The organism is Abiotrophia defectiva ATCC 49176 (genome assembly GCF_037041345.1).
Taxonomy (GTDB): domain Bacteria; phylum Bacillota; class Bacilli; order Lactobacillales; family Aerococcaceae; genus Abiotrophia.
On sequence record NZ_CP146287.1, the window covers coordinates 1,377,393 to 1,390,958 of the forward strand.

The 13,566-nt window shown below is 44.8% G+C and carries 13 protein-coding genes; all 13 read right to left on the reverse strand.

Going from position 1 to position 13,566, the window contains the following annotated elements:
- Nucleotides 1-15: 15 nt before the first annotated feature.
- The 13 genes from ftsA to V7R82_RS06480 all read right to left on the reverse strand — a co-directional run bounded on the left by ftsA (nucleotide 16) and on the right by V7R82_RS06480 (nucleotide 13,560).
- Nucleotides 16-1,491, reverse strand: coding sequence for a cell division protein FtsA (gene ftsA / locus V7R82_RS06420; protein WP_291428915.1), 1,476 nt, complete (start codon nucleotides 1,489-1,491; stop codon nucleotides 16-18).
- 263 nt (nucleotides 1,492-1,754) lie between these two features.
- Nucleotides 1,755-2,933 carry a cell division protein FtsQ/DivIB gene (locus V7R82_RS06425; RefSeq protein WP_311467467.1) on the reverse strand — a complete coding sequence of 393 codons (1,179 nt, stop codon included), beginning with the start codon at nucleotides 2,931-2,933 and terminating at the stop codon, nucleotides 1,755-1,757.
- Nucleotides 2,934-2,965: 32 nt separating this feature from the next.
- Nucleotides 2,966-4,078 carry an undecaprenyldiphospho-muramoylpentapeptide beta-N-acetylglucosaminyltransferase gene (gene murG / locus V7R82_RS06430; RefSeq protein ID WP_338542011.1) on the reverse strand — a complete coding sequence of 371 codons (1,113 nt, stop codon included), beginning with the start codon at nucleotides 4,076-4,078 and terminating at the stop codon, nucleotides 2,966-2,968.
- A 17-nt stretch (nucleotides 4,079-4,095) separates the two neighbouring features.
- Nucleotides 4,096-5,487 carry a UDP-N-acetylmuramoyl-L-alanine--D-glutamate ligase gene (murD, locus tag V7R82_RS06435; RefSeq protein ID WP_338542012.1) on the reverse strand — a complete coding sequence of 464 codons (1,392 nt, stop codon included), beginning with the start codon at nucleotides 5,485-5,487 and terminating at the stop codon, nucleotides 4,096-4,098.
- A 21-nt stretch (nucleotides 5,488-5,508) separates the two neighbouring features.
- Nucleotides 5,509-6,459: a phospho-N-acetylmuramoyl-pentapeptide-transferase gene (gene mraY, locus V7R82_RS06440; RefSeq protein WP_338542013.1), complete on the reverse strand. Its 951-nt coding sequence runs from the start codon at nucleotides 6,457-6,459 to the stop codon at nucleotides 5,509-5,511.
- Between the two features lie 38 nt (nucleotides 6,460-6,497).
- A complete protein-coding gene (locus tag V7R82_RS06445; RefSeq protein ID WP_338542014.1) occupies nucleotides 6,498-7,988 on the reverse strand; it encodes a UDP-N-acetylmuramoyl-L-alanyl-D-glutamate--2,6-diaminopimelate ligase in 1,491 nt (496 codons plus the stop codon).
- A 19-nt stretch (nucleotides 7,989-8,007) separates the two neighbouring features.
- Nucleotides 8,008-9,705, reverse strand: coding sequence for a penicillin-binding protein 2 (locus V7R82_RS06450; RefSeq protein WP_338542016.1), 1,698 nt, complete (start codon nucleotides 9,703-9,705; stop codon nucleotides 8,008-8,010).
- Nucleotides 9,702-10,163: a hypothetical protein gene (locus V7R82_RS06455; protein ID WP_070755326.1), complete on the reverse strand. Its 462-nt coding sequence runs from the start codon at nucleotides 10,161-10,163 to the stop codon at nucleotides 9,702-9,704. Before V7R82_RS06455 ends, V7R82_RS06450 begins: the two co-directional genes overlap by 4 nt.
- A gap of 39 nt (nucleotides 10,164-10,202) precedes the next feature.
- Entirely contained in the window at nucleotides 10,203-11,144 is a 942-nt protein-coding gene (gene rsmH / locus V7R82_RS06460) for a 16S rRNA (cytosine(1402)-N(4))-methyltransferase RsmH (protein WP_070755325.1), read from the reverse strand.
- Between the two features lie 13 nt (nucleotides 11,145-11,157).
- Entirely contained in the window at nucleotides 11,158-11,589 is a 432-nt protein-coding gene (gene mraZ, locus V7R82_RS06465) for a division/cell wall cluster transcriptional repressor MraZ (protein WP_070755665.1), read from the reverse strand.
- Between the two features lie 180 nt (nucleotides 11,590-11,769).
- On the reverse strand, nucleotides 11,770-12,147 hold the full coding sequence (locus tag V7R82_RS06470; RefSeq protein WP_070755324.1) for a hypothetical protein: 378 nt from the start codon (nucleotides 12,145-12,147) through the stop codon (nucleotides 11,770-11,772).
- A 135-nt stretch (nucleotides 12,148-12,282) separates the two neighbouring features.
- The gene (locus V7R82_RS06475) at nucleotides 12,283-12,483 is read right to left on the reverse strand and encodes a DNA-directed RNA polymerase subunit beta (RefSeq protein WP_291429138.1); all 201 of its coding nucleotides are present in this window, start codon (nucleotides 12,481-12,483) and stop codon (nucleotides 12,283-12,285) included.
- Nucleotides 12,484-12,495: 12 nt separating this feature from the next.
- Nucleotides 12,496-13,560 carry a rod shape-determining protein gene (locus V7R82_RS06480; protein WP_023390952.1) on the reverse strand — a complete coding sequence of 355 codons (1,065 nt, stop codon included), beginning with the start codon at nucleotides 13,558-13,560 and terminating at the stop codon, nucleotides 12,496-12,498.
- Nucleotides 13,561-13,566: the final 6 nt, after the last annotated feature.

The window sequence follows — 13,566 nt, forward strand, 5'->3', positions numbered from 1 at the left end:
CGTTCCTCCTGAATCTTAATCGAAAAATGTTCTGAAAAATGCTTGAATTTTACTGATAATCCCATTACCTACCACAGGGACTTGGTTATCATAATTAACCCCGGCCTCTGGATCTGGAACATAGTTTGGCTCTTCTGCAGCATAGCCTCCCAGATTGGAGTATGCATCGTAGTCTGACACAGGTTCTGCTACCGGTCGTTGACGCTCTGGTCTTGCCGGACGCCGAGGTGCTTGTTGACGCGGTGGCATCATTGGCTGATTCGTTACATCCTGTGATACAGGCTCTTGATAAGATCGTTCATATCCACGATCCTGACGTGGTGCACTTGCTGCTTGATAAGTTCCTTGCGCAATGCGATGCACAACATCTAAGCCTGCAGCATATTCTACCATGCCAATAGCTGTCGTAAAGACTGGGTTCCGCATCCCCATTTGCTCTGGGATATAGAGGCGAACCTTAGGACCAAAATACTCTTGGGCTAGCTCTAAGACGCCTGGCAAGGAAGCCGCTCCACCAGTCAAAACGAAACCACCTGGTAAGTCGAGGGCATCGACCCCTTCCAAGTCATCTCGAACTGTCTCAAAGATTTGCGCTAAACGGGCTTCAATAATTTCCGATAAATAGCGTTCATCTACGCGAACAGGTTCCTTACGTCCAACTGTCTCCACTGGGAAATATTCTTCTTCAGAAGTCTGACGAGAGACCGCATAACCAAACTCACGTTTAATCCGTTCCGCATTCTCTAAGGAAGTATTAAGGATTAAGGAAATATCCTTGGTGACGAAGTCGCCACCTTCCTGGTCAACGAAGGAATACTTCAATTGGTTGTCATAAATAATTGAGGCACTGGTTTGGCCCCCACCCATATCTACGATGATAGTCCCAAATTCACGTTCATCAGGAGTTAGGGCTACTTCTGCAATAGCTTGAGGTTGTACCACCAATTCCGTAATGTTGAGTCCAGCCTTCTCCACACAGCGACGAATATTGTGGATGATAGTCTTAGGACCTGTAATCAGGCGCGCATAGAGTTCTAGCCGGACCCCAATCATACCTTGAGGATCGCGGATGCCGGTAAAACCGTCCACAATAAATTCTTCTGGAATGATGGAAATAATTTCCCGTTCAGGTGGGACAGATCTCACCTTAGCAGCCATAATGACATTATTAACATCTTTTTCGGTAATCTCACGGGTATCACTGGAAACAGCAATCATACCGTGACAGTTATCAATCATCAGCTTGTTACTTGGTACGCCGACAATGACATCATTTATTTTAACTTGTGCTTTTTGCTCTGCTTGCGCAATGGCTTGTTGAATGGAATAGACCGTCTCATCGATATCAACGATTACGCCACGGCTTAAGCCACGTGACTTCGCGTTACCTACACCAATAATATTGACTTGGCCATTCATGTGCTCAGCTACAACCACTTTAATTGAGGTAGTCCCAATATCTAAACTAACAAAAATTTCTGGGGTTCTCACAAGCGTTAGCCCTCCTTTGTCCTCTCACAGGGAAGCTTGGTCTCCCTGGATGAGATATAATCTCTCCCTATAATTCTATCACATACTGGCCTTGATATGAAGCGAAATAATGCCTGTCACAAAGAATTAATATAGATTTTTTCCTTATTTGTCTCTGTTAGTTCTTATTCACATAGTAAAGCCTTCCCAAACTAGCTCTCGGGACACTATGAAGACGGGCATATAGTAAAAGCGAGGACTTAGTCCTCGCTTTTGTTTATCTATTAAGGTTGTTGTCCAGACTGGACTCTTACTGGCCGTTGTTGGCCTGTAAATGGCGTAAAGTAGGCACCCACTTCCAGATTAAGTGTTCCCTTCTTATCACCTATTTCTTTAAGCATTTGATTGTAGAAGGTCATCTTATGATTGAAGGTTGGTAGTACTGCCTTGACCAGGTTGCCGTCCCGCATCTTAGCTTCAAAGGCACTATTCTTGCTGGCCTCTTGACCTAGCTTGAGACTTTCAATTTGACTGAGAATATCGGGCGGAGTTTGTTTCAACATTGTTGTCAACTCTGTTACTCGACCTGATGGGGCCTGAACCAAGAGTTCTGGCAATTGGTCTAGGTTGACAGCTTCTTTAGCTGCCACACTGGCACTAAAATCACCCCAAGTTCCATTATCTAAGACTGCAATCCATTGGTTTCCTGATTTAATCTTGGCTACAATGGCATGTTCTTCTATCTCTAATTGGAGACTCTGCATATTAGGACGACGTAAGGTCACCTTGCTGACAAGTGGATTCTCCTTCATAATGGCTTGTTCAATCGACTTGCGCTTAGCCATGATGTCTTTAACACGGTCAAAATCGCGAATACCTGAGGCGGCGACAATAGCTTCACCATCCACTCGCTGATTACCCACAATCTGAACAGCATTGACATAGTGTGTCGGCAAGAGTTGATAACCCACTACTGCCAGACTTAAAACTAAGACAACGAAGACGGAAAAAAGTTTCATCTTGCCCTTGGGCCAACTTGCTTGTCCAGAATCCTTACTTGATTTTTCTTGATCAGGGAGGGAAGTGTGATGAGGTGTTTGGCGATAGTTACCCGCTCGTGGCTTGGTTACGACGCGTGTCTCATAGTCCTCTTCATAATCGGTCCAGGCTGGACTTGGTTGATCACCGTAGGACCTAATCCGATGATTGCCTTGGCGTCTGCCTGAAAAGCCAGGCTGATTAGGAACTCCTTGCGCTTCTTCATAGTCATAGGGCGCTTCCTGATAAGTACGAGGACGCTGACGATCCTGATTAGGTCGCATAACAGGTTGTCCATTCGCATCTAAGCGGTAATTGCCTTGACTTCTTTGCCGACTAGGTTGGCGGCGTTGGTTGAGCGTTTGACGGTTCTCTTGGTAATCTTCTTGATAGCGACTACGCTGATCCAGACGATAATTAGCCATTACTTCCCTCCTTTCTCTAGATTCTATTTTTCTTACTTGCAGATTTCTTCTAAAACTTTGACCAAGCGATCAGAGGCGTCACGAATCCCTAATTTATAGGCTGATTGCGCCATTTTTTCTAGGTTTTTTGGGTCAGCCATCAGTTCCTGGATGGTCTCCACTAGGCTAGTCGCAGTCAAATCTGCTTGTTTAATCATGCGAGCGGCGCCATGGTCCACAAGAGCCATGGCATTGTGTTCCTGGTGGTTGTTAGTAACATAAGGACTTGGCACCAGAATACTTGGCAAGCCTAATGCCGTTAATTCCGTCAAGCTAGTTGCACCACTTCTACCGACTACCAACTTAATCTGGCGCAAGAGGCTTGGCATATTGTCGATATAAGGCACTAGACGGACATTAGCCGGTAGCTCTTCTTTAAGACTTTGACGTAGTTCATCATAATGCACTCGACCTGTAGCCACAATCACTTGGTAGTCTTGTCCAGCAAAGGACGGAATGGCTTCAACGGCCGCCTGGTTGATAGCTGGCGCACCACGGCTCCCCCCAAATACTAAGACAGTTGGCACTTGATCATCCAACTGGAATTGTTCTGAAAGGATGGTGTCCATTTTAGGTGTAGCCACAACTTCTTGGCCACGCGGATTCCCAGTTAAAATAATCTTGGCTTCTTGCCCCTTAAAGTCACTTTTCACTTCTTCAAAGCAAGTCGCAATCCGATTGACGAAACGGCTAAGGAATTTATTGGTAACACCTGCTACACTATTTTGTTCATGAATTAAACTTGGAATACCTAGACGGCTAGCTGCATAGAGGACTGGTGCACAGACATAACCTCCTGTCCCAATTACCACATCTGGCTTAAAGTCTCGTAAAATCTTTTTAGCCTTGTGGACACTGGTTAACATAAGCCAAGCTGTTTTAAGATTTTCTAGAGATAAAGAACGTTTTAATCCCTGAATCTCAACTGATTGAAAGGCGAGACCTTCTTTTGCGACAATATCTGCCTCCAAGCCCTTCTTACTACCAACATAGAGGCACTCTACCTCCGGATATTTGGCTTTAATGACTTGATAGAGGGCGAGAGCTGGGTAAATATGACCACCCGTTCCGCCACCTGAAAGTACAATTCGTTTAATTTCAGCCATGCATGACTACCTCCCTTTTAGTCCTTATAAGGTTTTTCAGCCAGATAAGACTGGATCAAGTCCACAAAATGCTGACCTCGCACCTCAAAGTTAGCGAATTGGTCCCAGCTTGCGCATGAAGGTGAGAACAAGACTACTTCTCCCGCTTGAGCAGCTTCATATGCAGCTAGACTTGCTTGATCTAGGTTCTCAAAAAGATGTACGACTGGCACTCCCGCTTGTCGGAAGGCCTTAGCCATTTTTTCTTTACTTTCCCCATAGAGAAAGGCCTCTACAACATACTCCAAGTGAGGAATTAAATCATCAAATTCATTTCCTCGATCTAGACCACCACCAATATAACGGATTGGTTGGGTAAAGCTCTTAAGAGCTGTAGTGGCCGCCACCATATTGGTTGACTTGGAGTCGTTATAGAAGATGCGACCCGCTGACTTAGCAATCGGCTGTAAGCGATGAGGCATGCCAGCATAGGCACTCAGTTCCGCTTGAATAGCTTGGTTGGAGACACCTAGTAACTTGGCCACTGCAATTGCTGCCAGGGCATTTTGGACGTTATGGTCTCCGGGTACGCCAATTTGTGACACTTTGGCTACTTCCTCACCGCGGAAATATAGAGAGTCCCCTTGGCGGTAGGCACCCTGGGCCTGTACCTCTGGGCTGGCTGGCAAATGACTAAACGGCACCTGCTGGGCTTTAACCCGATTGGCATGCGCACGAAGGGTTGAATCCGTCACATTATAGACCCAATAATCAGCAGCTGTTTGGTTGGCGACTAATTTGAATTTAGCAGCTTCGTAACCTTCCTGGTTACCATGATAATCCAGATGAGCTGATGTTAGGTTGGTCATAACTGCAATACTTGGTCGGAACTTCTCGGTTCCCATCAATTGGAAGCTGGATACTTCCATGACGATTACATCTTCAGGGCTTGATTGGTTAGCTGTTACAAGTGACGGTACCCCGATATTGCCTGCTAAACGAGCCTGACCTTGTGGCCGGTGTGCTAGCATTTGATGAATCCAACTCGTCGTAGTGGTCTTACCATTACTTCCCGTCACGGCCACAATAGGACATGGTGCAATCCATGAAGCTAGCTCAATATCTGTATAGATAGGCAAGCCTCTTTTTTGAGCTTCTTCAATTAGAGGCACATGATATGGTATCCCAGGGTTTTTAACCATAAAATCAAAGTCCTGGTCTAAGAGTTCTAGCGGATGCCCGCCATCTACCACCTTGACACCTCTGTCCATAAGCAAATGGACCGACGAATCTTCTAGAAGATTTCCCCGGTCATTTAAGGTTACTTGTGCGCCCTGGGTTAAGAGATATTCAACGACAGAGCGTCCCGTCATAGCATAACCCATTACTAGCACTTTTTTATTTTTTAAATCTTGACCTGTTTGTCCCATTAAACTCCACACCTTATCTGATTAGAATATGAAATAATAGCCTAACCCTGCTAAGAGGCCAACGAGCCAAAATACGGTCACAACTTTTTGTTCACTCCAACCACTCATTTCAAAGTGATGGTGAATTGGGCTCATCTTGAAAATTCGTTTACCAGTTAGCTTGAAGGACGCTACTTGTAACATGACGCTGGCAGTTTCTACTACAAAGACGATGCCGACTAAGAGTAAGCTCCAAGGATTGTATACTAAGAGCGAAATCACCGCTAAACCAGCGCCTAATGCCAAGGAACCGACGTCCCCCATGAAAATCTTGGCCGGCTTTTTATTATAATACAAAAAGCCAATTAATGCACCTACTACCACCAAACAAATCAAGGCTAAGGAGGTTTGCTTGCTCTTAAGCGCCATGGCCCCATAAACACCATAAGCAAAAATATTTAAGCCTGTTGCTAAACCATCCAAACCATCTGTTAAGTTGACAGCGTTGGAGAAACCTGTAATCCAGATAAAGGCGAAAATACCAATCACAAGGGCATTACTGATAAGGAAAGGCCCTAGGTTGAAGGATAATTCCACCTTATTCAAAAGACCAATTAAAACGATAATACCAGAAAAAATCAATTGGGTTAAGAATTTTTGGCGCGGTGTTAAACCTTCATTTTGATGGCGGAAAATACTGATAAAGTCATCGATAAAGCCAATTCCGCCGAATAACAAGAAAGTTAATAGGAGCATCCAGACACCACCGTCTAAGAGTCGCAAGAGTGTGGCAGCTCCTAGAAGTGTTACTAAAATGGCCATGATAAAGACCGTCCCACCCATGGTAGGTGTCCCTGTCTTGACTTCATGCCACTTAGGGCCTTCTTCACGGGTTGTCTGCCCAATCTTTCGGTAGTTAAAGTAGCCGATAAAGAACGGCATAATGATTACCGTGATTGCAAAACTCACGGCCATTGGCAATAGTAATTCCATCTCTCTCTTCCTCTCTGCTTATTATTTCTTCGGCCTTCCTAGCCAAAGTGGCGGGTAACAGCCGCTTCAATTTCTGTTACTTCGTCATAAGGTAACTTGTCATCACCAATAATCTGGTAGGGCTCACTACCCTTGCCGGCAAAGACCAATAAATCCCCTGCTTGCGCCTGAGAAATGACATAGTCAATGGCTTCCTTGCGATCTTCAATGACCTTATAAGGCACTTCATTGTGACTTCCAATTAACTCAGCACAAATTTTCGCCACAGGTTCATGCCTTGGATTATCAGCTGTGAATATGATCCAATCCGAATATTCAAAGACCTTGTCCCCAATTTCCGGGCGCGCTCCACTATCGCGATTACCGCCACTGTGTCCAATAATGGTAACTAGGCGTTTAGGCTCCTGAGCCTTTAACTCTTGAAGCACACGTTCAATGGCATCTGGTGTGTGGGCAAAGTCGACTACCACTTGGAATTCTTGTCCTAAATCTAGTCTTTGCATCCGGCCCTCAACCCCACCAAAGCTAAGCATTAAATCAACTACTGTTTGAGGTTGGACATGGTAATAGTCTACCAAGCAAAGAAAGGCCGCCATAAAGTTAGCCACGTTGTATGCGCCAAGCATAGGGCTAACAACTTGATAGGTCTGATTGCGATAATGCAGTCTGAAGGTTTGGTTACCATCCTGTACCGCTAGTTGGTCAGCATAGGCACTGGCTTTAGAATCCTGAAGACTATAAGTCAAAACATCCGCTGAAGTTGCTTGCATCATAATGGAAGCATAAGGGTCATCTGCATTGATAATAGCCAGTCTTGGCCCCTCTCCCGCAAACTTTTGTCCTAGTTGGGCAAAAAGCAAGGACTTAGCATAGGCATAGCCTTCCATGGTTTTATGGAAATCCAAGTGCTCCCGAGTTAAGTTTGTGAAGATGGCACAGTCAATATCCGTCGCCCAAAGTCGTCCCAAGGCTAAGGCATGAGAAGAAGCTTCAATTAGAGCATCCTGACAACCTACCGATACCATTTCAGCAAATAACTGCTGAAGAGCTAAGGCATTGGGCGTCGTGTTGATGGATGGATAATAAGTCTGATCCACCTTATAATGTAAGGTTCCAATGAGCCCTGTCTTATGCCCTAATTGCATGAGCAAATCACTGATAAGACTAGAAATGGTTGTTTTACCATTAGTCCCGGTGACTGCCACCACATTAAGATGCTCGGTAGGCCGACCAAAAAACTGATTAGCTAACAAGGCTTGTGCTCGGAAAGTTGAAGGAACCAAGAAAAAGCTTAATGGGTAGTCTTGCCAATTTTCAGGCAGGACTTCTACCACCATAAGTTTAGCCCCAGCTGCTGCTACTTGTTCCACAGCAGTGTGGCCGTCAAATTGTAGGCCCTTAATGGCAACAAAGGCACAACCAGGCACTAAGTTACGTGTATCGTTAACTAGTTGCGTGATTTCCCCTTTGATTTCTGGGCCATACAATTGACCACTAGGAACTGCTCTTAGTAAGTCTTCTACTTGCATCCTATGTCCTTCTTTCTTCTTATGGTTTCACCATAATATATTCGATATAGTCATTAAAGAGTTTACCTAAAATCTGCGACCCAAGAAGCCCGTGATTTTGTTGCGGCCGCTTCATGGCCATATAGAGCATGTATTTAGGATTATCTGCCGGGAAGAAAGTTACCACTGAGTGATAGTAGTCATTTGCTCCCGTTAGATAGCCTGAACCATTAGGATCTGCGATTTGGGCGGTCCCTGTCTTAGCCGCAACTTTTACATATGGGTTACGGAAGGAGACTGCGGTCCCATAGGGCTTCTCAACCGTGTCCACCATAAGTTGGAGGACATGATTAGCTGCTTCCTTAGAGATTGGCTTCCCTAAGATACGGGATTGGAATTCACCTGCTGAATCCAATCCTTGAACCACTTGAACTTTCAGCATTTGGCCCTGATTCCCTATACTACTATAGGCTTGTAAGAGTTGGATAGGCGTAGCGGAGAATCCTTGGCCAAAGCCACTCATAATTCGTGAAACCGGGTTATCAAATTGGAAGTTACCGGTTGTTTCATTTTCAAGACCGAAGTCAGTTCCCTTACCGAAGCCAAAGTCGCCTAACTTCTTGACCCACTCTTGGTCTCCCATGCGGTTAACCAGATTGACCATGGCCACGTTACTAGAACGTGCCAAGCCTTCTTCAAAACTAATCTGCCCCCAACCTACTTTGTTATAGTCCTTAACCACTTGGTCGTAGACTTGGATAGAGCCTGATTGATAGAGTTCACCTGGTTTATAGAGTTGGCGATCATAAGCTACCGACATGGTTAGAATCTTAATAGTTGAACCTGGTTCATAGGCTTCTTCCACCATCAAGTTTTTCCATTCTGCCTCAATGCCTTCTCGAGTATTGAGATTAAAACTTGGTCGTTGGGAAGCTGCTACTAGCTTACCAGTTTTGGCTTCCACTAAATAGGCTTGCAAAGCTTCCGGTTGGTAAGTCATTTGGTATTGGGTCATTAATTCTTCCAATTTGTTTTGTAGACGTGAGTCTAAGGTTAGATGTAAATCTTTGCCAATTAATTGGCGAGTCGACGACTGGTTGCCATCTTGACCGCTAAGACTGACATTATAGGCAGCTTCTAACCCCAGTTTACCCTCTAGGACTTGAGCACTTAAAGGTTGGTCTTCTTCCTTAGCCGCTGCCGTCGCATAGCCAATCAGGTGAGATGCATAGACATCATTAACATATTTACGTGTCGTTTCGCTGACAAAAACTAAGCCTGGTAGATTTTCGGACTCAATGGCCTTTTTAGTTTCAGATGACAAATGTTGACCAGCATTCCCAAACTCTACTTGGTAGACATTGTTTTGAGTCAGTTGAGCTAAAATCATATCGCGATCTAAGCCCAAATGCTTAGCCAAAGCTTTTGCCGTCACATCTGGGTCTTTGACAAGGTTCGTGTCGCCCCAATCACTGCGAAGCACCGCAAAAAGAGAATAAGAAGTAGTATCCATTGCAATAGGGTTCCCTTGTTGGTCAAAGATACTCCCCCGCCTTGCCTCGGTAATACTACTTCTCTTGGTCCCTGTTTCATGGTAGGCAGTTAAATCCTGCCCATTACTTGTTTTGAAAAGGCTAATTTGGGCGAAACGGAAAATCGCGATACTTGCTAATCCAGCAAGGAGGATTGCCAAGAATCTGAGATTACGTTGAATCATTTGATTATTTGGTTGACTCATGGCTTGGTCAAATCCTTCACACTATCTTGGCGGACCTTCATTCCTTGCTTTTCAGCCGCTTGTTTAATGTTATCGTATTTATATTGTTCCGTCATTTGATCACGCATGACATCTGTCTGTTTCTGTAACTCTAAGGTTTGTTGCATCATCTCTTGGCTAGAACGTTGAATAGATTGAGTCTTGGACTGCATCATGAGATTAACAAAGACACTACCCACCACAACCAAAAAAGTAAGCATGAGCAAGAAAACCTCATAAGGACTGAGTCTCAAAGAACCCACTCTGTTTTTAGTTTGACTACCCACTCTAGGACGACTGACTAAATCAGGCGCACCTAACGCTGGGCTGTCATCAATTGCCGCACTGGTCGCTAAAGGCGGCTCTGGGTTTGCCACTTGGCGGTAACGAGCCTGGGAACTGCGCTTAAAATATTGTTCGCTTGTTACTGTTTCAGCCAATGGTATCCCTTCTTTCTGTTTCTAATTCTTGCTGTTCTATTAATTCTTGCGGAGAATGCGCAACTTAGCACTCCGCGAACGATTGTTGGCCTCTAATTCTTCTGGACTGGCTACAATCGGTTTGCGATTGACCAAGGCAAAAGGCGCCTGCATCTGGCCAGGCAAAATGGGTAAGCCCCGAGGCACTTCTGGCCCTTGACTTACTTCCTTGAATAATTGCTTAACTAAGCGATCTTCCAAGGAATGGAAGGTGATGACGCTAATACGCCCCTCTGGTTTCAAAAGGGTCAGCGCCTGCTCCAGTGAATCTTCGACCGCCCCCAGCTCATCGTTGACAGCAATTCGAATGGCCTGGAAACTACGTTTTGCTGGATGCCCACCCGTACGACGGGTAGCAGCAGGGATAGCCGTTTTGACAATTTCTGCTAATTCAGTCGTTGTCTCGATAGGTTGCTGAGCACGTCTTTCTTCAATTGCACGTGCAATACGCTTGGCAAACTTCTCTTCTCCATAACGATAGAGAATGTGCACCAAGTCTTCATAAGGCCAGTCATTGACAACCTCATAGGCACTTAAAGCCTGCTCTTGGTTCATCCGCATATCTAGACGGGCTTCTTGTCCATAACTAAAGCCACGCTCGGCCACATCAAGTTGTGGCGAAGACACTCCTAGGTCATAGTAAATTCCGTCCACTTGGTCAATACCAAGCTCTTCTAAAGCCTGCTTCAAATGACGGAAATTTTGGTGAATAAAGGTAACTTGGCCTTTTTCAACATAGTCAGCCAATTTAAGTTTGGCATTGTTAATGGCCGTCATATCCTGGTCGAAGGCATAGAGATGCCCTTGAGGTCCTAGTTGGTCCAGTAAATACTGGGCATGACCAGCGCCCCCTAAGGTGCAATCAACATAGACGCCGTCTGGCTTGATATCCAAACCATCAACGGTTTCATGCAAAAGCACCGTCTCATGTTTAAATTCCATTGTCTTCACTCCATCACAGGTCAAAATCCATCATACCTTCAGCAATTGCTTCATAATTTTCTTCGGCGTCACCGACAAATTCATCCCAACGTTCGCTGCTCCAAATTTCGATGCGATCAGAAACACCAATGACACGGCATTCCTTATCAATCTTAGCGTAGTCAAGAAGCGTCTGTGGCAAGTTAATCCGACCTTGCTTGTCAATTTCTACTTCAGTGGCAGCTGAGTAGAAGAAGCGGGCGAATTGCCGAGCATCTTTTTTCATAAGGTTGAGTTTCTTTAATTTTTCTTCTTGCACGGCCCAGTTTTCCATAGGGTATCCGAACAAGCAGCCATCCAAGCCTCGGGTAACTACGAATTGGCCACCTAATTCAGGCCTAAATTTAGCAGGCATAGTCAATCGCCCTTTGGCATCAATATTATGTTGAAATTCTCCAATTAACACGATTGCATACACCTCCCATGATAGCTTACCCATATTCTACCACATTCCACCACTTTTCACCACTCCTTCTTGCAAATTTCATAAAAAAAAGCCCGCTAGAAAACTAGCGGCGCTTAAAAAGCTTATTATATCAAGGTTTTACCACGTGGGAAGGAGTGGTAAAAAGGTGGGGGATTTTCCCTAAAGGATCCACAAGCTAGCAATGCGAAGGAGCATGAGCCCTAATAGCATACTAGAAAAGGATAGGAAGACGACTCGACTAGCCTGGTGAAGGTAGCGGCGGTAACTGAAAACGTCAATTCGTCGAATGTAGTCGTAGAGGTGGACTACTAGAATAATCAAGGTCAGATAGAGAGTTAAAAGCCCTAGACTGAATCCAAAAATAAAACTACTGAAGCCATGTATCAATACCCACCACATGGGGAGGAGCATTTCAGCAAGTGAAAACTTGTAAAAAGAAAAGGAGGACATTGCTTCACGGAAAAAACGATCAAACAAAAAAACATAAATAACTGGCAATAGATATAATAATAATTCCCGCCAATCAAATGGATACATAACTTCACCTCCTCATTCCCCTTATTATAGCATGTAATACTATCCTTGCCTATCCCCCTACATAGGCATTTATGGGGAAATACTACTTTGCTTACTTATACAAAAACGTCCACTCCCAAAGAGTGGACGACTGTCTTATTTCATGACTAGATCAATAATATGACGCCAAGTATCTTGGCTTAGCACTTCCCAGAAGTTGCCCTTGCCAATTATGGCATAGCCAATAATTAGCCCGATGACAAAAAACAAGAAAAGTAAGAGCAGGTACATAATGACCCGTAATAAAGTCTTGCCAACAATGGCCCAGACGGATTTTTTCATAAGTTTTTCTGCCATAAGGACTCCTTTCTACCCTAAAATACGACGTTTGATACGTTGTAAGCGACGCTTCAATCGTTGGCGCCATGTCGGGTTGGTACGTTCTAATTTACCTGAGAGAATCAAATCTAACATCAAGCCTGACCCAATCGCCACACAGTTCATGGGTTGTTCTGCCTTAAGGACGCTGACCTTAAGGAAATCTGTCAGGAAGGTATCCATGTGATAGATTAAGGCGCCTCCCCCAGTTAAGAGGATGCCTTTCTCCATAACATCTGCGGCCATCTCAGGCGGGATTGTTTCTAAGACTCGCTTAGCTACTCGGGCAATCTCAATCAAGATTGGTCGAATAGCCTGACAAATCATATTAGAATCGACGTTAACTGACTTAGGCAAGCCGGTCAAGAGGTCGCGTCCCTTTACATCATAGGTTTCTACTTCTTCCTCCGGTAAGAGAACAGCAGACGCGACCGCCTTCTTCAGGCTTTCGGCTGAACGTTCACCAACCAGAATGTGAAAATTGTCTTTGAGATATTGAATGATGGCTAGATCTAAGTCATCGCCAGCCAATTTAATGGATTCACTGGCAATTACTTCACCCGCAGAGATTACTGCAAAGTCACTCGTACCACCACCAATATCAATGACCATACTACCCGATGAGCTCAGCGGGTCAATACCGGCACCTACACCGGCTACCTTTGGTTCTTCCTCTAAGTAGATACGGCCTCCACCTGCACGTTCGACCGTTTCAATTAAGGCTAGGCGTTCAATCTCGCTTACCTTTGATGGGGCACAAATTAAAACATTGGGTTTAGCAAACCAAGAGGTTAGATTCAAACGTTGCATAAAGAGCATAAGCATGGCTTCTGCAATATCAAAATCAGCAATGACGCCACCCTTTAGCGGTTGAATAACCTGAATGGATTCAGGTGTCCGGCCCATCATTTCATAGGCTTCATGGCCAATAGCAATGACTTCTTGGCTGCGTGTATCAATGGCTACGACAGAAGGCTCATTCAGGATAATCCCTTTACCGTATAAATTCACTAAAACATTTGTTGTTCCTAAGTCTATTCCGACGTTTTTAGCCATTTAAGA

Excerpts from the sequence above, each read along its gene's own strand:
- V7R82_RS06425 (WP_311467467.1), bottom strand. The coding sequence starts at position 2,933 with ATGGCTAATTATCGTCTGGATCAGCGTAGTCGCTATCAAGAAGATTAC.
- murG (WP_338542011.1), bottom strand. The coding sequence starts at position 4,078 with ATGGCTGAAATTAAACGAATTGTACTTTCAGGTGGCGGAACGGGTGGT.
- murD (WP_338542012.1), bottom strand. The coding sequence starts at position 5,487 with ATGGGACAAACAGGTCAAGATTTAAAAAATAAAAAAGTGCTAGTAATG.
- mraY (WP_338542013.1), bottom strand. The coding sequence starts at position 6,459 with ATGGAATTACTATTGCCAATGGCCGTGAGTTTTGCAATCACGGTAATC.
- V7R82_RS06445 (WP_338542014.1), bottom strand. The coding sequence starts at position 7,988 with ATGCAAGTAGAAGACTTACTAAGAGCAGTTCCTAGTGGTCAATTGTAT.
- V7R82_RS06450 (WP_338542016.1), bottom strand. The coding sequence starts at position 9,705 with ATGAGTCAACCAAATAATCAAATGATTCAACGTAATCTCAGATTCTTG.
- rsmH (WP_070755325.1), bottom strand. The coding sequence starts at position 11,144 with ATGGAATTTAAACATGAGACGGTGCTTTTGCATGAAACCGTTGATGGT.
- V7R82_RS06470 (WP_070755324.1), bottom strand. The coding sequence starts at position 12,147 with ATGTATCCATTTGATTGGCGGGAATTATTATTATATCTATTGCCAGTT.
- V7R82_RS06475 (WP_291429138.1), bottom strand. The coding sequence starts at position 12,483 with ATGGCAGAAAAACTTATGAAAAAATCCGTCTGGGCCATTGTTGGCAAG.
- V7R82_RS06480 (WP_023390952.1), bottom strand. The coding sequence starts at position 13,560 with ATGGCTAAAAACGTCGGAATAGACTTAGGAACAACAAATGTTTTAGTG.